This is a genomic window from Parasphingorhabdus sp., from assembly GCF_965233695.1.
In the GTDB taxonomy this organism is placed as follows: Bacteria; Pseudomonadota; Alphaproteobacteria; order Sphingomonadales; family Sphingomonadaceae; genus Parasphingorhabdus.
Genome location: NZ_OZ247497.1, coordinates 1,006,279 through 1,028,053 on the forward strand (window position 1 = coordinate 1,006,279; position 21,775 = coordinate 1,028,053).

Below are 21,775 nucleotides of genomic sequence, written 5' to 3' on the forward strand. Positions count from 1 at the left end.
TTATCCGAAAACTAGCGACCCCATGGCCCGGCCAGGAATGAACGCAAACAGGCCAGCGATGAGCAAGCCAATATAGGGGCCCTGCATCGCACGATAATGTTCAACGACATTACCCCGCCGGATTTGCCAGACGCCATATGGAATCGACACCAGCGTCACCACGGAAAAGATATGAATGAAGCTGAGCCCGGTTCCACCAATGCCCTGTCCGGGACGACCGATCCAGAAGCTCACAATAGCGGTGGTCACCATCAACATCCCCCAGATGCGCCCCAGATGCTTATGGAGCCGGTCGCCTTTTTTACGCCACAGGACGTAAGCTCCGAGCGGGATGGCCGGGATTACAGTCGCAAGGTGAATGATGACCGGCAGGCTGATCGGCCGCTTTTGCGCAATCTCTACATCTGCACTGTAGGCAAAGCCGCCATATAGGGAAGACAGTGCCATCAGCACCAAGGTTGCCAATATCGTTGCGCCGCCCATCAGAATGACATTCTGGATATTATATCCGCTGTTCTTGGGGATTGCCGGTTGCACCATATCTTTTCGCTTCGTCATCATTTTTCCCGATATTTTGATTGTTGCGAACCGGATTGACCAACCAGAAACGCAATTCCAGCTTGCTTACGCGTGTGGTTGTCGCTTATTCGTAAAAGGCGCCTAAAACAGGCAGTTTGCCCGTTCACGAAGCGTCAATGGGCAGGCGGGATGGTGATTTGGGGGTTGTATGAGCGGCAATATCAGAAGATGGTCCGTGAAATGGATTGCCGTCGAGTTGCTGGTTATGGCGCTTATCGGACTGGTTTTCGGTTTCCTCGGCCCGTTTGGCACCTATGCCATGCCGGTTGCTCTGCGCCTTGCCTATTGGGTCGGCTTCATCATCATCGGCTATGCGATCTTCCGCCCGGTTTCGATCAGCGCGGGTTGGCTTCGGGAAAGTATCGCCATGCCGTTCTGGACCGCCGAACTGCTGGCAACCGCAATCGCGGCCTTGCCGCTGACCTTCCTGATCGGCTTCGCCATGTCAGGCATGCGGTTTGATCCCTCCTTATGGGGTGACCGCTTCTTGTTGCTCTACCTGCAATGCGCCTTGATCGGATTTGGTATCTTCCTGTTCATGCGTTTGCTGTTCGGGCCGGATAGTCCAGAAAGTGAAGGCGAAAGCGTTGCGGTTCGGGAAACGAAACCGGCTGAAACAGAGCCTGAGCCCGCGAAAATTGTGCCGGTACAGACAAAATTGCATGACCGCCTGTCGGCCTTCCCTGACAGGATCATCGCTCTGGGCGTAGAAGATCATTATGTCCGCGTTCATGGGCCTGAACGCACGGAAATGCTGTTGATGCGGTTAAGCGACGCCATTAAGGAAACGGAACCAATGGAGGGTATGCAAGTCCATCGCAGCTGGTGGGTGGCCCGCGATGCCGTTGAAACATCAAAGCGGGAAGGACGGAACCTGCGCCTGTCGCTATCGGGCGGCCTCGAAGTTCCGGTTTCACGCGCCTATGTCACCAAACTGAAACAATCTGGCTGGATTTGACCGAAAGGCACTTTCGATTTGCGGCGCACCTGTTAAACGGGGCTCGAAACATTCACATAGGGTCCGCGATTCTGATGCAGTGGCTGGCCTGCTCGAGGGGAAGCCAATAAATGAAACTCATGTCCGGCAACAGCAATTTGTCGCTCGCTCAATCCGTAGCCGACTATCTGGATATCCCTCTGACCGATGCCAGTGTGAAGCGCTTTGCGGATGATGAGATATTTGTCGAAATCCACGAAAATGTGCGCGGTGAGGACGTCTTCATCATGCAATCGACCAGTTTTCCGGCCAATGACAATCTGATGGAATTGCTGATCGGCATTGATGCGCTGCGCCGCGCGTCTGCCAAGCGCATCACCGCCGTCATCCCCTATTTTGGCTATGCGCGGCAAGACCGGAAACCGGGTCCGAGAACACCCATTTCTGCCAAACTGGTTGCCAATCTGATCACCGAAGCCGGTGCCGACCGGGTGCTGTCGATTGATCTGCATGCCGGCCAGATTCAGGGCTTTTTCGACATTCCGACCGACAATCTTTACGGCGCACCTGTGATGTCAGCGGACATTCAGGCGCGTTTTGCCGGCCATGAGCTGATGGTCGTGTCACCCGATGTTGGCGGCGTGGTCCGCGCCCGTGCGCTCGCCAAACGGCTCGACAACGCACCGCTGGCGATTGTCGATAAACGCCGCGAACGTGCCGGTGAATCCGAAGTCATGAATATCATCGGCGATGTATCCGGGCGTTTTTGTATATTGATCGATGATATTGTCGATTCCGGCGGGACGCTTTGTAACGCGGCCCAGGCGCTGAAAGACAAAGGTGCGACCGAGGTTGTCGCTTATTGTACCCATGGCGTATTGTCCGGCGGCGCAGTCGCACGTGTTAATGACAGCGCGCTCAAGGAGCTGGTGATCACCGATTCCATTGGCGCAACCCAAGCCGTCAAAGACTCGGATCGCGTCCGTCATTTGACGATTGCACCTCTATTGGGCGAAGCGATTAAACGGATTGCCGACGAAAGCTCTGTTTCTAGCCTGTGGGACTAGTCCTGTCGTATTGAACACTTGATACGGAGGTCAGAGTTACGGTAGCGCAATATATACGCTAGGCTCCGCATTAAATGCGGAAAATGAATCGGAGCTTTAATGACCCCCAAAGACATCACTCTTGCCGAAAAGCTAGCCGAGGCTGCCGGTGAAGCGATCCGTCCGCTTTTTCGTGCCAAATTTGACCAGGAATCGAAAAGTGATTCCACGCCGGTCACCGAAGCCGACCGCGCCGCCGAAGCCGCGATGCGCAAGATTATTGAAACCGAATGTCCGGAAGACGGCATTATCGGTGAGGAATATGGCACGATCAACGAAGGCGCATCGCGCCAATGGGTGCTTGATCCTATTGACGGCACCACCAGTTTCATCGCCGGACGGCCAATTTTCGGCACGCTGATCGCGCTATTGCAAGATGGCTGGCCGGTTATCGGGATTATTGACCAGCCCATTGCGCGCGAACGCTGGGTCGGTGTGGTCGGAAGACCAACCACCTTCAATGGAACAGCCGCCAAATCTGCACGGTGCCGGGAATTGAAGGACGCGGTGCTCGCCACCACCACCCCACATCAATTTGACGAGCATGATGCAGAGCATTTCATGGGCCTCGCCAGCAAAGTTGCGCCGCGCAAGATTATCTATGGCGGCGATTGCTATAATTACGGCCTTGTTGCCAGCGGTCATGTTGACGTGGTTTGCGAAGCGGGGCTGATGCTGCATGATTATGCGGCTCTGGCTCCGATTGTCGATGGTGCGGGCGGAATGATGTGCGATTGGAATGGCGAACCGCTTCATGCCGAATCCGACGGTCATGTGCTGGCCATCGGTGACCAGTCCCGCGTCGATGATGTGCTGGAGGCGATTGCATGCAACCATTAGAGCCTGCCAGCAAAACCCGGTTCGTGCTTCCTCCGCCGCCGCTACAGCGCTATGTTACCACCTATTATTTTTCCGAGATAGAAAGCCCGGACGGCTCAGAGATATCGGACATGTTGCTCCCGCAATGGGCCAGTATCCGCTATATCTATCGCGGAAATGTCAAAATGATGGGTCCGGACCAGAAGTTTCAGGATTCTCCCCGGGCGGCCATGACCGGGCCGACCAGTCAGGCCGCACCCATTGCCAGCAAATCTGCGCGTATCGCCGCATTTGGCCTGTTGCCGCTGGGCTGGTACAAATTTGTCGGGCAACCAGCCTCCCGCTGGGCCAATAAGGTCGTCGATACTGAAACGGCCCACAAGTTTGAGCTATTTGCTGATATCTGGAAGGCCATCCGGAACATGGAATCCGAGGCAGAGATGGTTGATACGTTTAATCATCTGTTGCTCGACACGCTGTCGCCAACTGATCCCGAAGAGGAATTGATTGAGGCCGCACATCTCGCGCTCACCGATCCTGCCATTGATAGCGTAGCGGCGCTTTGCGAACGCCTGGAAATGGATACGAAACAGCTCAGCCGCTTTTCAAATCGGATATTCGGTTTCCTGCCCAAACTTTTGCTGCGGCGACAGCGTTTTGTCCGAACTCTGGGCGAAGCCCTCATGAATCCCTCACAAAGCTGGAGCGAATGCGTCGATCTCAACTATTATGATCAGGCGCATTTCAACCGCGATTTCAAAAGGTTCATGGGGCTGACCCCTAGACAATATATGGCCCAACCACACCCGATTTTCGGTATAGGCGCTAGCGAGCGGACAAAGGCACTCGGCCGGCCCTTGCAGGCTATGGACAGGCCAGAAGACCCTGACTCCGACGATAATTGTAACGCGGCCTGACCAAATAGCGCTTAAAGCCGCGATGATTCTGCTTTATTTCTTGCATTTCAGGCGAATCTCGCTATTGCCGCCCTTCCGATGTGACGCACTGGCCAGTGTTGGGCTGCCACATGTGTCCGTAACGGTAACTTTTCAAAGGAGACCAAAATGCCCAAGTTGAAGACCAAAAGTGGTGTGAAGAAACGCTTCAAAATCACCGCAACTGGCAAGGTTACGCACGGCGTAGCTGGCAAACGCCACCGTTTGATGAGCCATAACAGCAAATATATCCGGCAAAACCGCGGCACCAAAAACTGTGCTGACGCAGATGCGAAAACAATCAAGAAATGGGCACCTTACGGGCTTTAATAGCGCGCTCCCATAGCTTCACAAAATTCAAGGATATAGAAAATGGCACGTGTAAAACGGGGTACGACCACTCGTACAAAACATAAAAGATTATTGGTACAGGCGAAGGGCTATTATGGCCGCCGCAAAAATACCATCCGCGTCGCGCGGCAGGCTGTCGAGAAGGCCGGCCAATATGCGTATCGCGATCGTAAAGTCAAAAAGCGGGCTTTCCGCGCACTCTGGATCCAGCGCATTAACGCTGCGGTTCGCGCAGAAGGCATGACATACGGCACGTTCATTCACGGCACCAAGCTTGCCGGCATTGAACTCGATCGTAAAGTCATGGCCGACCTGGCGATGAATGAACCTGCGCTCTTTAGCGGCATCATCAAACAGGCGCAGGATGCTCTAGCGAAAGCTTAAGTATTTCCATAAATTTCAAAAAGCGCCGGGGAGCAATCTCGCGGCGCTTTTTTATTGGGTTTTTCACCGCAGCCTGCTTTAGACGGTCAGCAGGGAAAATAGGGTAAAGTCATGAGTGACATCGAAGTAATAAAAGACAAATATCTCGGTGAGATAAGTGCCGCCACCGATGGCGATGCGCTGGAAACCATCCGCGTCGCTGCGCTGGGCAAGAAAGGCGAGATTTCGCTGCTGCTCAAAACCCTCGGTAAAATGACGCCCGAAGAACGCCAGACGGAGGGACCGAAAATCAACGGTGCTCGCCAGGCCGTGGCCGACGCGATTGCTGCGCGTAAAGAAGCGATGGAGAGCGATGTTCTGAACGCCCGCCTCGCCACCGAAAAACTCGACATGACTTTGCCGCCGCCCAGCGCACCCAAAGGCAGCATTCATCCGGTCAGTCAGGTCATGGACGAACTGGCCGAGATATTCGCTGATCTGGGCTTCTCGGTCGCGACCGGTCCGGAAATCGAAGATGACTGGCACAATTTCACCGCGCTCAACATTCCGGAAACTCATCCGGCGCGCGCGATGCATGACACTTTCTATTTCCCGCAGACTGACGATCAGGGCATGCCGAAACTGCTGCGTACGCATACCTCGCCTGTGCAAATCCGCACGATGATGGATGTAGCGAAACAGACAGATGGCGCTGGCGAACCCATTTACATTATCGCACCGGGCCGCACTTATCGCAGCGACAGCGATGCCACCCATACGCCGATGTTCCATCAGGTCGAAGGCCTGGTGATCGACAAAAATATTCATATGGGTCATCTCAAATGGACACTCGAAACCTTTGTTCGCGCCTTTTTCGAGCGGGACGATATCGAACTGCGCCTGCGCCCAAGCTATTTCCCGTTCACCGAGCCGAGTGCCGAAGTCGATGTCGGATTTTCTGTTGAAAAAGGCCGGCGGATCATCGGCGGTGATTCGCGCGGCAATGAGGGCGGCTGGATGGAAATTCTCGGCTCCGGCATGGTCCATCCCAATGTGATTAGAAACTGCGGGCTTGATCCCGATGTCTGGCAGGGCTTTGCCTTTGGCTGCGGTATCGACCGGCTGGCAATGCTGAAATATGGCATGGATGATTTGCGGGCGTTCTTTGACGGCGACTTGCGCTGGACGGAGCATTACGGCTTTGACGCGCTCGACGTACCCACATTGAGCGGAGGAGTCGGCGCATGAAATTTTCCCTAAGCTGGCTCAAAGCGCATCTCGATACCGATGCAAGCCTAACCGAAATTACCGAAAAGCTAACCGCCGTCGGTTTGGAACTGGAAGGGTTGGAGAACCCCGCCGATGCTCTGCGCCCTTTCCGTGTGGCCAAGGTTATCGAAGCCGGTCCGCATCCCAATGCGGACAAGCTGCAATTGCTGAAGGTGGACGATGGTTCGGATCAGCCTTGGCAAGTTGTATGCGGCGCGCCCAATGCGCGCAAGGATATGGTCGGCGTCTTTGGCCCTCCCGGCACCTATATTCCCGGCAGTGATTTCACCCTGAAACCAGCCAAGATTCGTGATGTCGAGAGTTTCGGCATGATGTGCAGCGCGCGTGAGCTGGAACTGGGTGACGATCATGACGGTATCGTTGAACTGCCCGCCGATGCCGCAGCAGCGGTTGGTACCAGCTATGCCGATTACGCGCAGCTCGATGATCCGGTCATGGATATTGCGATCACACCCAATCGTCAGGATTGCATGGGCGTGCGCGGCATTGCCCGGGATCTGGCAGCGGCTGGTATCGGTACGCTGAAGCCGCTGGAAATCGGTTCCGTTGAACGCAGTGGCGCTGGCCCGGATGTCAGCACGGATGATCCCGAAGGCTGTCCCGCCTTTTACGGCTGCACAGTGACCGGCCTGACCAACGGCACATCACCCGACTGGATGCAGGCACGGCTCAAATCGGCTGGCCAGAAACCCATCAACGCACTGGTGGATATCACCAATTACGTGATGCTCGACCATGGGCGGCCGTTGCACGTTTATGATGTGGCCAAGCTCAAGGGCGGATTGGTTGCACGTAAAGCCAAAGCGGGCGAAAAGCTCACCGCGCTCAACGACAAAGAGTACACGCTCGACGAGACTATGACCGTCATTGCTGATGACAATGGCGCGCATGATATTGGCGGCATCATGGGCGGCGCGGAAACAGGTTCCGAAGAATCTACCACCGAAGTGTTGATCGAATGCGCCTATTTCGATCCCGCTTCCATCGCAAAAACCGGTCAGAAGCTAATGCTGACCAGCGATGCCCGTCAGCGCTTTGAACGAGGTGTGGATCCGGCGTTTCTGGATAATGGTATTGATATAGCAACGGCTTTGGTGCTCGATCTGTGTGGCGGCAATGCCAGCGACATAACCCGTGCCGGAACACCACCGACGGACATGCCCACGATCAGCTATGATCCCAAGCAATGTGCCGCGTTGGGCGGCATCGATGTCGCGCCGGAAAAACAGAAATCCATATTGGAAGCGCTGGGTTTCTCGGTCGATAACAATTGGCAAGTCACTGTCCCGACATGGCGTCGTGACGTCGAGGGTTGGCAGGATCTGGTCGAGGAAGTGGTCCGGATCGAAGGGCTCGACAACGTCCCGTCCACGCCGTTACCGCGCAAGGCTGGTGTCGCCAAGCCAACGGCCTCTCCGGAACAACTGGCCGAACGCAAAGCGCGTCGTGCTGCGGCGGCCCGCGGTCTGAACGAGACAGTGACGTGGAGCTTTATCTCCGACAAGGAAGCCGCGCCCTTTGGCGGTGGCACCTGGTCGCTGGCCAATCCGATTAGCGAAGACCTGAAAGTCATGCGTCCTTCGTTATTGCCCGGCCTGATCGCCGCGGCCCAGCGCAATGCCGATCGCGGCGCATCCTCCATGCGCTTGTTTGAAGTCGGGCGCCGCTATCTCGAAACCACCGAGCATCAGACAATCGGCCTGGTGCTGGCTGGCGAGAACAAAGCACGCAGCTGGCAAGCGGGATCAGCGACCAAATATGACGCTTTTGATGCCAAGGCCGAAGTGCTTGCCATCTTGGAAGCCGCCGGTGCGCCGGTTGATAAATTGATGGATTTCGGGGAAGCGGGGGATCATTATCATCCTGGCCAGTCGGGCACATTGCGGCTTGGGCCCAAGAAGATTCTCGCCGCTTATGGCGCGTTGCATCCCTCAGTGACCAAGGCGCTCGGCCTGAAAGGGTCAGCCGTTGGCGCAGAAATTTTCCTCGACGCCATCCCGGTGAAGAAAGCCAAAGATCATATGCGTGAGGCCTTCGCCCCGCCCGCTTTGCAGGCGGTGACCCGTGATTTCGCCTTCATCGTCGATGCGGATTTGCCCGCCGGCGATCTGGTGCGCGCGGTCAAGGGCGCGGACAAGAAACTGATTACTGGCGCGCGGCTTTTCGACCTGTTCGAAGGCGATAGCCTGGGCGAAGGCAAAAAATCGCTGGCGGTGGAAATTACCCTGCAGCCAGTGGAAACGACCCTGACCGAAGAGGATTTGAAAGCCGTTTCGGATAAGGTTGTGGCGAGTGCAGGAAAATTGGGGGCAGAGCTTCGTGGCTAAACTGCCAATTGTAGCTCTCATTTCTTTGGCACTCTCTATAACGGGTTGCTCCAAAGAAAATGAATTGGCCACATTCGAGTTTTGCAAACTTGCGAAAAAGCAGGTCGGGACAGTTGGGCAAGAAATTCAAGTTGAAGGTGCGTTAATCGGTGATTTTCACCACAGCATATCCTTAGTAGGCAAGAATTGCGATGAACGCATAGATTTAGATTTTCAAGACTGGGATGTTTTGCGGCCTCAGATGCTGGAGACTGTTGCGAAAGAACCATCTGGACATATTACAGTTTTGAAGCTGGTGGGCAGTCTCGATGAATATCCAAAGATGGATAACAATCCCGAAAATTGGGTCCTCCGTGTAGAGAACATAAACTCAGTGAAAGAAGTAAGCTATGCACCAATCGACGATGTACTCCATCAAAAATTTTTAGAAAAATCGGCCCCTGAAAAGCAATGACCCAAACCAACCCTCGCCGCACATTTGCGATTATCTCTCACCCCGATGCGGGTAAGACGACGCTGACCGAGAAGCTGCTGCTGAAAGGCGGTGCTATTCACCTGGCCGGCGAGGTCAAGGCGCGCGGGGACAACCGGCGGGCGCGCTCGGACTGGATGAAGATCGAGCAGCAGCGCGGGATTTCTGTGACCAGCTCAGTGATGACGTTCGAACGCAACGGCATCACCTTCAACCTGCTCGACACACCGGGCCATGAGGATTTTTCCGAAGATACCTATCGCACGCTGACCGCCGTCGACAGCGCGATCATGGTGATTGATGCTGCGAGCGGGATCGAGGCACAGACATTGAAGCTGTTTGAAGTCTGCCGCCTGCGTAGCGTGCCGATTATCACCTTTGTTAACAAGGTGGATCGTGAAGGCCGCGATCCGTTCGAATTGCTAGACGAGGTCGCCGATAAACTGGCGCTCGATGTTTGCCCGATGAGTTGGCCAACCGGCATGGGCGGTCAGTTTGAGGGCATCTATGACCTCTATCGCAACCAGCTGCACCAACCCGATGGCGACAGCAAAAATTATGATGGCAAGGTTCAGCAATTTGAGGGGCTGGACGACCCCAAGCTCGCCGATGTGCTGAGCGATGAAGCATTGGAAAGACTCACCAGCGAAGGCGAGCTGGCGCAAGGCGGCTATAGCAGCTTTGATCTGGAAGCTTATCAAAGCGGCGATCTCACGCCGGTCTATTTCGGGTCCGCACTCAAACAATTTGGCGTAGAAGAGCTGATCGAGGCGATTGCCGACTATGCGCCGAGCCCGCGGCCACAGCCAGCCGAGCCTGCCCCGATTGCACCCGACAGCAAGGATGTCACCGGTTTCATTTTCAAGATTCAGGCGAATATGGACCCGCAGCACCGCGACCGCATCGCCTTCATGCGGCTTTGTTCCGGCGAGTTTAAGCGCGGCATGAAACTGACGCCCTCCGCGCTGGGTAAACCGATTGCCATCCACAGCCCGATATTATTCTTCGCGCAGGACCGTGAAATTGCCGACACCGCGCAGCCCGGCGACATTATCGGCATCCCCAACCACGGGACGCTGCGTGTCGGCGATACATTGTCCGAGAAAAACCAGGTGCGGATTACCGGCTTGCCGAACTTTGCCCCGGAAATATTGCGCCGGGTGATCCTGAAAGACCCGACACAGACCAAGAAACTGCGCAAGGCGCTTGATGACCTGTCCGAAGAAGGCGTTGTACAGGTTTTCTATCCCGAAATCGGCGCGAACTGGATTATCGGCGTCGTGGGTCAATTGCAGCTCGAAGTCTTGGTCAGCCGCCTGTCCGCAGAATATAAGGTTGAGGCCGGCCTCGAACCCGCTCCCTTTGAAACCGCGCGCTGGATCAGCGGCGATGATGAGGTGCTGAGCGCCTTTGCCAATATCAACCAGACCAGCCTCGCCAAGGACCGCGACGACAATCTGGTGTTCCTCGCCAAGTCCGGCTGGGATGTGAGTTATCAGGAAGAACGCAATCCGGAGATCAAGTTCAGCGCAACCCGAGAGCGATAAAGCCGGGTCGGCTCCTTCAGGAAACCTCGGTCAACCGCAAATAGGGCCGCTGTTCATCCCAGCCTTGTGGAAACAGCTTCTCGGCCTCTTCCTTTTCAATCGATGGGGGAATGATGACCTTGTCACCGGACTGCCAGTCGGCGGGGGTAGCGATATTCTTCTTGTCCGATAGCTGCAATGCATCAATCACCCGCAAAATCTCGTCAAAATTGCGCCCGATCGTCATCGGATAGGTCATGATCAGGCGGATTTTCTTCTCCGGGTCGATGATGAATACCGAACGCACCGCTTCTGTGTGACTCTCGCCAGGGTGGATCATGTCGTAGAGCCTGGATATTTTGCAATCCGGATCGGCAAGGATCGGGAAGCGGACATTGGTGTGCTGTGTCGCATTCACATCGTGGATCCAGTCCCAATGCTCTTCGACTATATCCGTTGAAAGGCCCAGCGGCTTGACATTGCGGGCCGCAAATTCATCCGCAAGCTGCGCGGTTCGCCCCATTTCGGTTGTGCAAACAGGCGTAAAATCAGCCGGATGGCTGAAGAAAAACACCCAATCATCTTCCGCCCATTTATGCAGGTCGATTTCGCCTGTGGTGCTGTCGGCAACAAAATTGGGCGCGATGTCGCCAATATGGAGAGACATGATCATTTCCTTCGCTTTGCCGCGTGCAAGGCGGGCTGGGGTTTCAGCAAGAAAGATGATCATGGCAGCACACAGGCGCAATCAGGGAAAATACATATCGAACCGGCTGGCGATCAAAAAATATAATAGATTGCGAAACAGGCTGCCAGCCCCACACCGATATTAAGCGGCAGGCCGATCCGGACGAAATCGGAAAAGCGATAATTGCCCGCCGTATAGACCAATGTATTCGTCTGATATCCCACCGGCGTCGCAAAACTCGCCGACGCTCCAAACATCACGGCCACCAGCAGGCTGCGCACATCCACACCGGTTTGTTCGGCAATACCGATAACGAGCGGCGTCATTACGACCGCCACCGCATTGTTGGTCGCGGTTTCGGTGAGCAGGGAGGTCAGCGAATAGACCGCAATAATAAGCCAAAGCGGTGAGATCATTTTGAGCAGCGGCAAGAGTGTGTCGATAATCAGCTGCACCGTGCCGGCATTTTCCAGTCCCTTGCCCACCGCCAGCATGGCAAAGATCAGCACCAGCACATTGCCATCAATGGAGCTCCATGCCTCTTCGCTGTCAATACATTTGGTCAGCAATACCGCCGCAACGCCCAGCATCGCCAGCGCGGCTATCGGCATCACGCCCAAGGCTGCAGCGATGATGATGATCGCCAGCGTCAAAATCGCCATTGGGGCGCGGCGACGACGATAGGCACGGGCTTCGGGTTCTTCCAGATGCACCAGATCGACATTTTCCTGCAACGTGCCGACCGACAGATCATCGGTTTGCACCAGCAAGCTGTCGCCATGCCTGATCCGCGCGTTGGCCAGAGTCGGTCCGGCAATATGGCGGGGGCGCGACAGGCCGAGCACCCGTGCAGGAACGCGGGACAGAAAGGGCAGGTTGGGCAAGGTTTTCCCCACCGACCGGTGAGAAGGCCCGATCACCAGTTCGACCAGCCTGGTATGTTCGTCCGCGAGCGGGATAGTTGGTTGCTTGACGCCAGCATAACCCAATAGAATCCCATCTGTCTCGGCTAGCGATAACAACTCTTCCTGTGTCACAGAGGCGACCAGCGTCTCTCCGCCCAGCACGATATGGTCCGAAAATTCAAAACGGTCGATCCCTGTGCCAACCCGGCGGCCCAGTATCTCCACCCCGGAAGGGGCAAAGGCCCCGATGTCAGAGACTTTCCTGCCAACAAATTCACTATCCTCGTCGATCCGGATATCGGTCAGATATTGGGATTCCGGTGTCTGATCGGCAAGGCTTTCGCTATCCCGCTTTGGCAGAAAAAGCGGCCCCAATATCGCGATCATGACAATCCCTGTCACTGCCGCAATCAGGCCGACCTGGGTGATTTCAAACAGACCAAAGGCCGCCTGCCCATTCTCCTGCGCGACACCATCCACCAGCAAGTTGGTCGATGTGCCGAGCAAGGTCAGGCTGCCGCCCAATATCGATATATAGGATAGCGGAATAAGCAGCTTGCTCGCCGCGATGCCCGAAACTTTTGCGATTTTGCGCATGATCGGGATCAGGATGATGACCACCGGCGTATTGTTGACAAAGGCGGACGATGCAAAAGTGCCGCCGAGGAACCCGCCAATTGCCATAAACGGCCTATTCTCTGCCTTGCGCGCAGCAAAACCGGCGAGAGCCTCGATCACGCCGGTGCGGACCAGCGCGCCAGACAGGATAAACATTGCCCCAATGGTCAGCGGCGCGGGATTGGAAAAGACCGACAGCATATCATTGCTGCTGAGCAAACCCAGCACCATCATCAACGCCGCAGCGACAACCGCTGTCACCGCTGGCGGGCGGCGTTCCCCGACAAAGGCCGTAAACAGGGCAAATAATATCGCCAATCCGACATAAGGTTTTGCAATATCCCAATAAAAGGCCCAGTCCACATTTCGCTCCCAGTTTGCGGTGCCTGATCCTTGCCTTAACAGGAAGGCGGTGCGTTCTGCTACTAAATTGAAAGCGCATTATAAGGCGAGGAAATGTCCGCCAATAATTATATTGATTTATTCTATCCCTGTTGTAATTCTGAATCTATTGTTTGTTGCTTCATTTCTGGGACCATTAATGCATTTGAGATTATTAACTGCAATACTTCTTCTTGTATTGAATATTGGCTTAACCCCGTCGGCAATTGCAGCCGTGGAGAAAATTCCGACAGAAATATTTGCTGCCGAAGGTGATGTTTATCGACCGATATTGTCGCCTGACGGATCGCAGATTGTATATCGGCAAAATGCCGACGGGAAATCCTATCTAACGGTGCGATCGCTGACCGGCGGCAAATCTTTTCGCAAACAAATGCCGGAAGATACCGATCTCAATTGGTATCGCTGGGCAGGCAAAGGTCAAGTCTTGTTCAGCGTTTCGAGCCTGAAGCATTATCATGGCCAACGAGTCTATTTGGGCAATGAATTCCGTCAGATAGAAATGTATCTGATCAACACCAATAATCAGAGTTCTCGGTTTATCGGTTTGGAAAAAGGCGCTCCGGATGGCGATAATATCCTGCATCTGGACCGGGACGGACGCTTCGTTCTGCTTGAGACTAGAGAGTCCATCTACAAATATCCTTCCGTATATAAAATTGACCTCGCCACCAACGAAGCCGAACAAGTTGTGCAAGATCAGCGCAAAATTTGGGATTGGTTTTCCGATAATGAAGGCGTTGTGCGAATGGGGTTGAGTTATCGAGCCAACTCGACCCTTGTATTTTACCGACAAACCGCTGACCAGCCATTCAAGCGTATAGACAAAGTAAAGGACAAGGACATTGTCGACAATGATCAGGAAACGCTTTTTGATGCTTTCAGCATAATCGCCGGATCCAATGAAGGTTATGTACTTTCCAATGAAAATACCGGCCGCTTTGGTTTGTACAAATTCAACCTCCTGACGCGCGAGATTGGAGAGAAGGTCTTTGGACATGACAAGAATGACGTGACCAGATTTTCGCTTAGTAACGATGGGACAAAGTTAGAGGCTGCCTATTACACGGATTCTCGCGACCGTATTCACTGGTTCGACGACTATTTTGCGCGGCGGCAAAATATATTGGATCGTTCATTGCCCGGGCAAGAGGTTTGGATATCTTCTGCAACCCGCGACAAGAGCAAGATGATAATATATTCCACCTCTCCCCAGGACCCAGGCAGCTATTACCTCTATGAGCCTGCTGCCAAAAAAATGGATCGCTTTGCGGGTGTCAATGACCGAATAGATCCCGCGCTGATGGCGAAAACCACATATGAAATATACTCGGCGCGCGATGGCACTAATATTCCAGCTTACGTGACGCTTCCCAAAGGCTTCAAAGCTGAAAAACTGCCTTTGATAATATTACCTCATGGAGGCCCCTATGGCGTTCGGGACACCATGGATTTCAATATGGAAGTACAGTTTCTCGCGAACCGCGGATATGCAGTCCTGCAGCCTAATTTCCGCGGGTCTGGCAGCTATGGGGAAAGCTTTTACAAACTGGGCGAGGGGCAGATGGGTCGAGCCATGCAGGATGATTTGGACGACGGCATGGACTGGCTGGTCAAACGGGGAATTGTCGATCCCAAACGTGTTTGTATTGTGGGCTCATCTTATGGGGGATATGCTGCCCTTTGGGGTGTTACCCGCAACCCGGAGCGATATCGCTGTGCAGCATCATTCGCCGGCGTTACCGATTTTGAAAAGCAACTGCGCTTTGATCGTCAATTTTTTAAGAGCCGATACAGCAAGAAATGGCGGGAAATCGTCAAAGGGGAGGAGGATTTCGATCTGGATGATGTTTCGCCGGTCAGAATGGTAGACCAATTGAAACGGCCAGTCTTGTTAGTCCACGGCAAGAAGGACAGCAGGGTGCCATACAGCCAGTTTACTTTATACAAAGAAAAGCTGGAAAATCGCGGCGCAAAAGCTGTCTTCGTTACATATGAAGAAGAGGGTCATGGCTTGAAAGATTTTGACAATCGCAAAGACTGGCTGGATCAGCTCGAAAAATTTCTGACCGAGCATAATCCCGCCTGATATCATCACCGCCGCAACAAAAACACTGCATGCTCGGCGAGCAGGTTAGCCATCCCGCGCGTCGTCTGCTTGTCACCACTCAGGAACCATTCCCCCTGCTGCGTCAGCTTGCCATCGCGCACCAGGGCACGGAAATCATCGATCGTTACATGGTGGATATTAGGCGTGTCATACCAAGTTTGCGGAAGCAATCGCGTAACCGGCATCCGGCCACCCATCAACAACGACATGCGCACACGCCAATGGGCGAAATTGGGAAAACTGACAAAGGCCTGCTTTCCGATGCGCAGCAATTCATCAATTATCATGTCAGGGCGGTGCGTAGTCTGAAGCGTCTGGCTGAGTACCGCATAGTCGAAACTTTCGTCCGGATAGGCGGACAGATCCGTATCGGCATCACCCTGCACCACGGACAGGCCTTTGCTCACCGCACTGGCAACATTGCCGGGATTGATTTCCAGTCCCCGTGCGTCAACCTGTTTCTGGTCGCGCAAGGCCATCATCAACGCGCCATCTCCACAGCCAATATCAAGCACACGGGCTTTGGGTGCTATATTGTCAGCGATAATCTGAAGGTCCGGGCGCAGCTTGTTCACAGGCTTTCCCCAGCTTTCAAAAAGCCGTCTACAATCCGGTTCATTTCGGGATTTTCCAGCAGGAAACTGTCATGGCCAAAGGCGCTCGACAATTCGACAAAGCTGGCCGCTGCACCGGCTGCATTGAGTGCGTGGACTATGGTTCGCGATTCACTGGTGGGGTAGAGCCAGTCGGTGTCAAAGCTGATCAGACAGAAACGTGTTTTTGATCCTTTGAACGCGTGAGCCAACGTGCCGCCATGGGCCTCGGCCAGATCGAAATAATCCATCGCCCGCGTAATATAGAGATAGCTGTTCGCGTCAAAGCGGTCGACAAAGCTGATCCCCTGATGCCGCAAATAGCTTTCCACCTGAAAATCAGCGTCAAAACCGAAAGTCTTGCTGTCCCGGTCCTGCAGGCGCCGACCAAATTTTTCGGTCAGGCCTTCTTCGGAGAGATAGGTGATATGTGCAGCCATGCGTGCTACGGCGAGGCCGCTGCTCGGCGGATCATCATCGGCATAATAAGCCCCGCCGCGCCAGCGCGGGTCGGCCATGATCGCCTGGCGCCCGACTTCATGAAAGGCAATATTCTGTGCACTATGGCGTGCGGCGGAAGCGATAATTACCGCGGATCGTACCCGTTCCGGATATAGCGCCGTCCAGCTGATCGCCTGCATTCCGCCCATCGACCCGCCGATGACGGCATGAAGGCAAGCGATGCCAAGATGGTCAAGCAACAAAGCCTGTGCGCGCACCATATCGGCGATGGTCAGCACCGGAAAATCCATGCCCCATGGTTTTTCCGTCGCGGGATTGATGGTCGCGGGGCCGGAAGAACCCATGCAGCTGCCAATCACATTGGCGCAAATGATGAAATGCCGGTCGGTATCAATCGGTTTGCCTGGCCCCACCATGCGCACCCACCAGCCGTCTTTGCCGGTGACCGGATGGGTTGAGGCGACATATTGATCCCCGGTCAGCGCATGACAGATCAGCACTGCATTGCTGGCGTCGGCATTAAGCGTTCCGTAAGTCTCGTAAGCCAGTTCTACAGGCGTAAGCTCTGCCCCGCTGTCCAGTCGCAGCGGCCCAAGCAGGCGAACATTCCTGTTCAAACCGAACCGATCATCCTCATTCATCGGCGTAGCAATATCAGGCAGGCGCAGACTAGCAAGCGTTTATAGGCGCTTAACGCGGCGGCCGTGAACACTGTTGTTGATCGATGTTGATCGCGCGGGTAAGGCCGGACCATGAACAATCCAGAGCCTAAATCTTATATCTCGGCGATTCACGCCTATACACCCGGCAAGGCGAAAGCCGATGATGGGCGCGTGCTCGTCAAACTCTCCGCCAATGAAAATCCGCTCGGCTGTAGCGCCGATGCCAGCACGGCACTGGCCGCACAGGCCGGCCATGTCGCCCGCTATCCCGATCCGGCCAGCCATGCCCTGCGTGCTGCCCTGGCGGATACATATGGCCTGGAAGCCGACCGGATCGTCTGCGGTACCGGATCCGACGAGCTGCTGAATCTGGTTGCCGCAGGCTATGCCGGTGTTGGTGACGAGATTATCCATGTCAATTACGGGTTCATGGTATACGAAATTGCCACACGCAAGGTCGGCGCAGATGTTGTGATGGCCCCGGACGACGATTATGGCACCGATGTGGACGGGCTGCTCGCGCTGGTGACGCCCAAAACGCGGGTCGTCTATCTCGCTAATCCCAATAATCCAACCGGCACGATCACATCTGACAGTGAGATCGAACGCCTGCATGCCGGCCTGCCGGAGGATGTCGTGCTGGTGCTGGATCAGGCCTATGGCGAATATCTCGACAATGATGGCACAGCCAGTTTCAACCTGGCGCGCCAGCATGGCAATGTCCTGATAACACGGACTTTTTCAAAAATTTATGGTCTCGCTGCCGAGCGCATTGGCTGGGCTTATGGACAGCCGCATCTTATCGATACGCTTAACCGGATCCGCGGACCGTTTAATGTGACCAGCGCCGGACAGGCGGCTGCAATCGCGGCTTTGGCAGATCAGCAATTTGTCGTCCATAGCCGGGAGCATAATGCGAAATGGCGCGAATGGATGATGAACGAGATAGCAGCCTTGTCCAATCATGGTCTGCGCGCCATTCCGTCCGCCGCCAATTTCATTCTGGTGCTGTTTGACGGGCCGGTGAGCGCGGAAACGGCGGACCGGAAACTGGTCGAAACCGGCTATGTGGTCCGCAGATTGCCAGCACAGGGGCTGGGCCATGCGCTGCGCATCACGATCGGCACCGAGGAAGAAAATCGCGGTTTCATGGACGCCTTGCGCGCCATATTGGAAACCGCTGACTAATGCTGCCCTTTGCCAATCTTACGATCATTGGTCTTGGCCTGATCGGGTCCTCCATTGCCCATGGCGTGAAAGCCAGCATGCCGACCGTAAGAATTACCGGATATGATACCGATCCCGCGGTTCGTGCACGCGTGCAGGAGCTTGGCTTTTGCGATGACGTGGCCGATAGCGCCGGGGCAGCGGTCATCGATGCCGATCTGGTAATGCTCTGTGTGCCGGTTGGCGCCATGGCGTCAATCGCCTCGGAAATGGCGGAAGACCTGCCCAAAGACGCGGTTATCAGCGATGTTGGATCATCCAAGGGCAATGTCATCGCCTCTCTGCAAGCCGCTTTGCCGGATGCGCGGATCATTCCCGCTCACCCTGTCGCCGGTACCGAGCATAGCGGTCCGGACGCGGGCTTCGCGACCCTGTTTCACGACCGCTGGTGCATTTTGACCCCGCCCGAAGATGCACAGGAAGGCGATATTGAACGCGTACGCGCTTTCTGGGAAAAGCTCGGCGCGAATATCGAGATTATGGATGCGAAACATCATGATCTGGTGCTCGCAGTGACCAGCCATTTGCCGCATCTTATCGCCTATACGATTGTCGGCACCGCGTCCGATCTTGAAGACGTCACCCGCAGCGAAGTGATCAAATATTCCGCCGGCGGTTTCCGCGACTTCACGCGCATCGCAGCGTCCGACCCGACCATGTGGCGCGATGTGTTTATGTCGAACAAGGATGCGGTGCTGGAAATGCTGCAGCGTTTTTCCGAAGACCTCACGGCATTGCAACGCGCGATCCGCTGGGACAAGGGCGACGAGCTGTTTGACCTGTTCACCAAAACCCGCGCCATCCGCCGCCGGATCATCGAGGAAGGCCAGGACGATGCCGCGCCCGATTTCGGCCGGAGTCATGAATAAGGGCAAGATAGAAGTTATCTGTCCGACTCAAGGCAACGCCCGCCTGATTCCGAAAGCCGACACGAGCACGCAGCCGCATAGTGGAACATGAGCTCGCATTTGGAAAATTTTGCGTTCAAGATATAATATCATTGAAAAACGAGATCCAAAAGAAACCAGCTATGGGGCGCCGCACCATAGCTGGCTCTTAATTTCGATTACTCGGCTTCTGCAAGCATCTCGTCATAAACTGCACATGCTGCTGCCAAGTCAAAACTACCGTCAGCTGCACCAGCCTGAACCTTTTCCTGGATCTCTTGCAACTTGACGGCCATTTCCTGCATCGCTGCGGGGTCATTAGCCAAGCCCTGCATTTTTTCCGAAAGCGCCTGCACTTTTGCCGTTGCAGATTCCTGGGTGCATTCGTCTGACGTTTGCTCAGAAGCTACTTCTTCAGTCGATTCAGAGCTAGTGCCAGATTCTTCCGCTCCGCCGCTACACGCAGTAATCATAAGGGCACCAGCGCTCAACGCCGCAAAGGTATAGAATTTTTTCATATATTTTCTTTCGTTTTTCCAAATAAATCATCGCTAAACAGAAGCTTGGCAAAGCCCCCGCGGGCGTGTTACGATTCCGGAAGTCATGTCAATGTGATCTTAATCACATCTCGGGAAGGAAGCGGAACGGCAGCTTCGTATCAGCAAAGCAGTCTCCGCGTGATTGTCAGAGCCTTTCCAGCCGATACTCGATTTTCGAGACGGCATAGCCTTTGCGATAAGGTTCAATGCTGATGAGCAGGTAGTCGTTTCTCGCTCTGTCCGCTAAGACGAAAACGTCAAAATTGTGATCCTCGGCAGCGGCTTCTATCCGGTTCCACTGTGACATGGTTGCCTTCAGGTTGAAGGCTTCTATTGAATCGAGTTCGGGTGGCACTACGCAATCCGGACTTTCCCAAGTGTAAGTGGCTACAAATGGAAACCCGGTGTCGACGTCACTGGCGGGCAGCAGGTCAATATAGCCGGTCGTTGCAGCTGCACAGTCGTGTTTGACCGCATAAACGTAGGATATCTGTGGCTTAAGCAGATCGGCAACCGGCGCGCCGGCGCGCAATCGCTGCACGAACAGTTCGATAAAGGCGAGCCTTTGCTGGTTCACAGGCTCATCGAAATCGCTTGATACTGGCTCGATCGACAATGCTTCCGACTGTCGCGTGATCGTCGCTGCTGCATCTGTGGCCAATTCGGGCACGTCTCGCACCTCTTCGGGCCGGGCGTAGCATTGGCCGAGATTCTCGAAATAAGTGCGCGCTGCCGCCCCATCACCTGCCAATGCCAGCGCCATTAGGCGGTCGGCATCCTTGGTAGCATTCCGATTGGCGGGATGATCGCCGTCCTCGATTAGGAAAAAATCAGCCCCACCCATGGCGGAGGTGAACCGCAACTCCTCGATGAAGACGCCCATCGCCGCATCTGGGAAAGCGCCTCCTTTCAAGGCGTCGGCGTGGAACAACCAGCGGCCCCTACAGCGCGCAGCGTCCTTCATGGTGAAGACCATAGGCGACTGTTGCTCTCCGATAGCGAAGGCAGCCATGGCATTTTGCCAGTCAACCGCCACAGGCTGGCTAGCCGTCCCTGCGCAACCCGAAAGCATCATGGCGACACTGGCGGTGAATAATCTGCAACGGGTAAGCAAAGCGTTCATGGTGAATTCCCTATTTCACATTTCACTCCTTCAAGGATTTGCCAATCATTGGAAGCGCTGGACACGTAGCGGTCTCGTGTGACGCTGGAAAGGATGTCCCAGTTGCCTTCAAAGCGTTCATAAGGGACCGCTGATATATGAAGGCAGTCATTCCCCTCCCAGCGGTCTATCCGCCAATCATACATCGGATAGAGTGGCGGCCCGGCATTAACAATGTAGGGCTCAAGCACGCCTCCATAGGTTTGCCAGATCGCGAAACCTTCAAAACCGCCATAGTTTGCATCGGACCTTTGCAACGTGGCTAATCTGATACCGTCGGGCGAAAAAAGCGGTCTGGAACCTGTATCGATCTCGCGGCCTTGGCGGGCCCGGTCGATCAGTACATAGCCGAAGGCCTCAAGACCGACCCAGTCAAAGCCAAGGAAGCGTTCACCAAATCGCTCGAGATTGGTGGCCTCAAACATCCATGCGGTTTCCACGCAATAGGTTCTGCTATGCTCGGTCCATACCGCGATCCAGTTGCGCGAAGATGTGGCAATTCCCTTCCAGTCGGCTGGCAGGGAGATGGGATCTACGCGGTCTACTGTGATTTCCGGATCACTCGGTAGGTCGTTGCAAATGGAGATGTCTGGCGCTTCGGTAGCAAGGGCGGGAGTTGCTTGGGCGAGGGCTATCGCCGCGAGGGTGGAACTGCCCGCCATCATACGGCAGTATATGCCGCGCAGCGGTTTTGGTCTCATTTTAGTTACCCCCATTCCCCGTGTTTACGCGTCTTTTCATAATCAAATCTACAGCCCTAAGTGCCATAACTTGAATGGGTTGATATAGCTTTAGAACGTATAGTCCAATGTCCG

General features: G+C 54.8%; 21 protein-coding genes. 13 read left to right on the plus strand and 8 right to left on the minus strand.

Annotated features, from left to right (window positions below):
* On the minus strand, positions 1 to 561 hold the full coding sequence (locus ACO6S1_RS04650) for a DUF2306 domain-containing protein (RefSeq protein WP_422345162.1): 561 nt from the start codon (positions 559 to 561) through the stop codon (positions 1 to 3).
* Between the two features lie 193 nt (positions 562 to 754).
* On the opposite strand from ACO6S1_RS04650, the gene ACO6S1_RS04655 reads away from it, so the two are divergent.
* The 10 genes from ACO6S1_RS04655 (at position 755) to ACO6S1_RS04700 (ending at position 10,726) form a co-directional block, all read left to right on the plus strand.
* On the plus strand, positions 755 to 1,537 hold the full coding sequence (locus ACO6S1_RS04655; RefSeq protein ID WP_422345163.1) for a LytTR family DNA-binding domain-containing protein: 783 nt from the start codon (positions 755 to 757) through the stop codon (positions 1,535 to 1,537).
* 110 nt (positions 1,538 to 1,647) lie between these two features.
* On the plus strand, positions 1,648 to 2,583 hold the full coding sequence (locus ACO6S1_RS04660; protein ID WP_422345164.1) for a ribose-phosphate pyrophosphokinase: 936 nt from the start codon (positions 1,648 to 1,650) through the stop codon (positions 2,581 to 2,583).
* Between the two features lie 99 nt (positions 2,584 to 2,682).
* Positions 2,683 to 3,462: a histidinol-phosphatase gene (hisN, locus tag ACO6S1_RS04665; RefSeq protein ID WP_422345165.1), complete on the plus strand. Its 780-nt coding sequence runs from the start codon at positions 2,683 to 2,685 to the stop codon at positions 3,460 to 3,462.
* Positions 3,450 to 4,358 (plus strand): helix-turn-helix domain-containing protein, encoded by a 909-nt coding sequence (locus ACO6S1_RS04670; protein WP_422345166.1) that lies wholly within the window; start codon positions 3,450 to 3,452, stop codon positions 4,356 to 4,358. Before hisN ends, ACO6S1_RS04670 begins: the two co-directional genes overlap by 13 nt.
* A gap of 147 nt (positions 4,359 to 4,505) precedes the next feature.
* A complete protein-coding gene (rpmI, locus tag ACO6S1_RS04675) occupies positions 4,506 to 4,706 on the plus strand; it encodes a 50S ribosomal protein L35 (RefSeq protein ID WP_348300296.1) in 201 nt (66 codons plus the stop codon).
* Between the two features lie 42 nt (positions 4,707 to 4,748).
* Positions 4,749 to 5,111 carry a 50S ribosomal protein L20 gene (rplT, locus tag ACO6S1_RS04680; protein ID WP_422345167.1) on the plus strand — a complete coding sequence of 121 codons (363 nt, stop codon included), beginning with the start codon at positions 4,749 to 4,751 and terminating at the stop codon, positions 5,109 to 5,111.
* A 111-nt stretch (positions 5,112 to 5,222) separates the two neighbouring features.
* Positions 5,223 to 6,338 carry a phenylalanine--tRNA ligase subunit alpha gene (gene pheS, locus ACO6S1_RS04685; protein ID WP_422345168.1) on the plus strand — a complete coding sequence of 372 codons (1,116 nt, stop codon included), beginning with the start codon at positions 5,223 to 5,225 and terminating at the stop codon, positions 6,336 to 6,338.
* Positions 6,335 to 8,707 carry a phenylalanine--tRNA ligase subunit beta gene (pheT, locus tag ACO6S1_RS04690; RefSeq protein ID WP_422345169.1) on the plus strand — a complete coding sequence of 791 codons (2,373 nt, stop codon included), beginning with the start codon at positions 6,335 to 6,337 and terminating at the stop codon, positions 8,705 to 8,707. Before pheS ends, pheT begins: the two co-directional genes overlap by 4 nt.
* Positions 8,700 to 9,161 (plus strand): hypothetical protein, encoded by a 462-nt coding sequence (locus ACO6S1_RS04695; RefSeq protein WP_422345170.1) that lies wholly within the window; start codon positions 8,700 to 8,702, stop codon positions 9,159 to 9,161. The genes pheT and ACO6S1_RS04695 overlap by 8 nt, the downstream gene beginning before the upstream one ends.
* Positions 9,158 to 10,726, plus strand: a complete 1,569-nt coding sequence (locus tag ACO6S1_RS04700) for a peptide chain release factor 3 (RefSeq protein WP_422345171.1) — start codon at positions 9,158 to 9,160, stop codon at positions 10,724 to 10,726. The genes ACO6S1_RS04695 and ACO6S1_RS04700 overlap by 4 nt, the downstream gene beginning before the upstream one ends.
* Before the next feature lie 16 nt (positions 10,727 to 10,742).
* On the opposite strand, the gene ACO6S1_RS04705 is transcribed toward ACO6S1_RS04700, so the two are convergent.
* A complete protein-coding gene (locus ACO6S1_RS04705; protein WP_422345172.1) occupies positions 10,743 to 11,372 on the minus strand; it encodes a peroxiredoxin in 630 nt (209 codons plus the stop codon).
* 113 nt (positions 11,373 to 11,485) lie between these two features.
* Positions 11,486 to 13,279 carry an SLC13 family permease gene (locus ACO6S1_RS04710; RefSeq protein WP_422345173.1) on the minus strand — a complete coding sequence of 598 codons (1,794 nt, stop codon included), beginning with the start codon at positions 13,277 to 13,279 and terminating at the stop codon, positions 11,486 to 11,488.
* A 253-nt stretch (positions 13,280 to 13,532) separates the two neighbouring features.
* Here ACO6S1_RS04710 and ACO6S1_RS04715 point away from each other — a divergent pair, with 253 nt between their 5' ends.
* Positions 13,533 to 15,407 carry a prolyl oligopeptidase family serine peptidase gene (locus ACO6S1_RS04715; RefSeq protein WP_422345174.1) on the plus strand — a complete coding sequence of 625 codons (1,875 nt, stop codon included), beginning with the start codon at positions 13,533 to 13,535 and terminating at the stop codon, positions 15,405 to 15,407.
* A 5-nt stretch (positions 15,408 to 15,412) separates the two neighbouring features.
* Here ACO6S1_RS04715 and metW read toward each other — a convergent pair whose 3' ends face one another.
* Positions 15,413 to 16,003 (minus strand): methionine biosynthesis protein MetW, encoded by a 591-nt coding sequence (metW, locus tag ACO6S1_RS04720; protein ID WP_422345175.1) that lies wholly within the window; start codon positions 16,001 to 16,003, stop codon positions 15,413 to 15,415.
* Positions 16,000 to 17,124, minus strand: coding sequence for a homoserine O-acetyltransferase MetX (metX, locus tag ACO6S1_RS04725; RefSeq protein WP_422345176.1), 1,125 nt, complete (start codon positions 17,122 to 17,124; stop codon positions 16,000 to 16,002). Before metX ends, metW begins: the two co-directional genes overlap by 4 nt.
* Positions 17,125 to 17,235: 111 nt before the next feature.
* Here metX and hisC point away from each other — a divergent pair, with 111 nt between their 5' ends.
* The gene (hisC, locus tag ACO6S1_RS04730) at positions 17,236 to 18,333 is read left to right on the plus strand and encodes a histidinol-phosphate transaminase (RefSeq protein ID WP_422345177.1); all 1,098 of its coding nucleotides are present in this window, start codon (positions 17,236 to 17,238) and stop codon (positions 18,331 to 18,333) included.
* Complete coding sequence (locus tag ACO6S1_RS04735) at positions 18,333 to 19,241, plus strand: prephenate/arogenate dehydrogenase family protein (protein ID WP_422345178.1); 909 nt, start codon at positions 18,333 to 18,335, stop codon at positions 19,239 to 19,241. The genes hisC and ACO6S1_RS04735 overlap by 1 nt, the downstream gene beginning before the upstream one ends.
* A 197-nt stretch (positions 19,242 to 19,438) precedes the next feature.
* Here the strand turns inward: ACO6S1_RS04735 and ACO6S1_RS04740 are convergent, their stop codons facing one another.
* From ACO6S1_RS04740 to ACO6S1_RS04750, 3 genes are all read right to left on the minus strand, one after another.
* Entirely contained in the window at positions 19,439 to 19,777 is a 339-nt protein-coding gene (locus ACO6S1_RS04740; protein ID WP_422345179.1) for a hypothetical protein, read from the minus strand.
* Positions 19,778 to 19,943: 166 nt separating this feature from the next.
* Entirely contained in the window at positions 19,944 to 20,921 is a 978-nt protein-coding gene (locus tag ACO6S1_RS04745) for a hypothetical protein (RefSeq protein WP_422345180.1), read from the minus strand.
* On the minus strand, positions 20,918 to 21,661 hold the full coding sequence (locus ACO6S1_RS04750) for a hypothetical protein (RefSeq protein WP_422345181.1): 744 nt from the start codon (positions 21,659 to 21,661) through the stop codon (positions 20,918 to 20,920). The genes ACO6S1_RS04745 and ACO6S1_RS04750 overlap by 4 nt, the downstream gene beginning before the upstream one ends.
* Between the last annotated feature and the right edge of the window lie 114 nt (positions 21,662 to 21,775).

Coding starts and splice junctions, on each gene's coding strand:
- hisN (WP_422345165.1), top strand. CDS start 2,683: ATGACCCCCAAAGACATCACTCTTGCCGAAAAGCTAGCCGAGGCTGCC.
- ACO6S1_RS04745 (WP_422345180.1), bottom strand. CDS start 20,921: ATGAACGCTTTGCTTACCCGTTGCAGATTATTCACCGCCAGTGTCGCC.
- pheS (WP_422345168.1), top strand. CDS start 5,223: ATGAGTGACATCGAAGTAATAAAAGACAAATATCTCGGTGAGATAAGT.
- ACO6S1_RS04705 (WP_422345172.1), bottom strand. CDS start 11,372: ATGTCTCTCCATATTGGCGACATCGCGCCCAATTTTGTTGCCGACAGC.
- hisC (WP_422345177.1), top strand. CDS start 17,236: ATGAACAATCCAGAGCCTAAATCTTATATCTCGGCGATTCACGCCTAT.
- rplT (WP_422345167.1), top strand. CDS start 4,749: ATGGCACGTGTAAAACGGGGTACGACCACTCGTACAAAACATAAAAGA.
- ACO6S1_RS04700 (WP_422345171.1), top strand. CDS start 9,158: ATGACCCAAACCAACCCTCGCCGCACATTTGCGATTATCTCTCACCCC.
- metX (WP_422345176.1), bottom strand. CDS start 17,124: ATGAATGAGGATGATCGGTTCGGTTTGAACAGGAATGTTCGCCTGCTT.
- pheT (WP_422345169.1), top strand. CDS start 6,335: ATGAAATTTTCCCTAAGCTGGCTCAAAGCGCATCTCGATACCGATGCA.
- ACO6S1_RS04660 (WP_422345164.1), top strand. CDS start 1,648: ATGAAACTCATGTCCGGCAACAGCAATTTGTCGCTCGCTCAATCCGTA.
- ACO6S1_RS04735 (WP_422345178.1), top strand. CDS start 18,333: ATGCTGCCCTTTGCCAATCTTACGATCATTGGTCTTGGCCTGATCGGG.
- ACO6S1_RS04650 (WP_422345162.1), bottom strand. CDS start 561: ATGATGACGAAGCGAAAAGATATGGTGCAACCGGCAATCCCCAAGAAC.
- ACO6S1_RS04670 (WP_422345166.1), top strand. CDS start 3,450: ATGCAACCATTAGAGCCTGCCAGCAAAACCCGGTTCGTGCTTCCTCCG.
- rpmI (WP_348300296.1), top strand. CDS start 4,506: ATGCCCAAGTTGAAGACCAAAAGTGGTGTGAAGAAACGCTTCAAAATC.
- ACO6S1_RS04740 (WP_422345179.1), bottom strand. CDS start 19,777: ATGAAAAAATTCTATACCTTTGCGGCGTTGAGCGCTGGTGCCCTTATG.
- ACO6S1_RS04750 (WP_422345181.1), bottom strand. CDS start 21,661: ATGAGACCAAAACCGCTGCGCGGCATATACTGCCGTATGATGGCGGGC.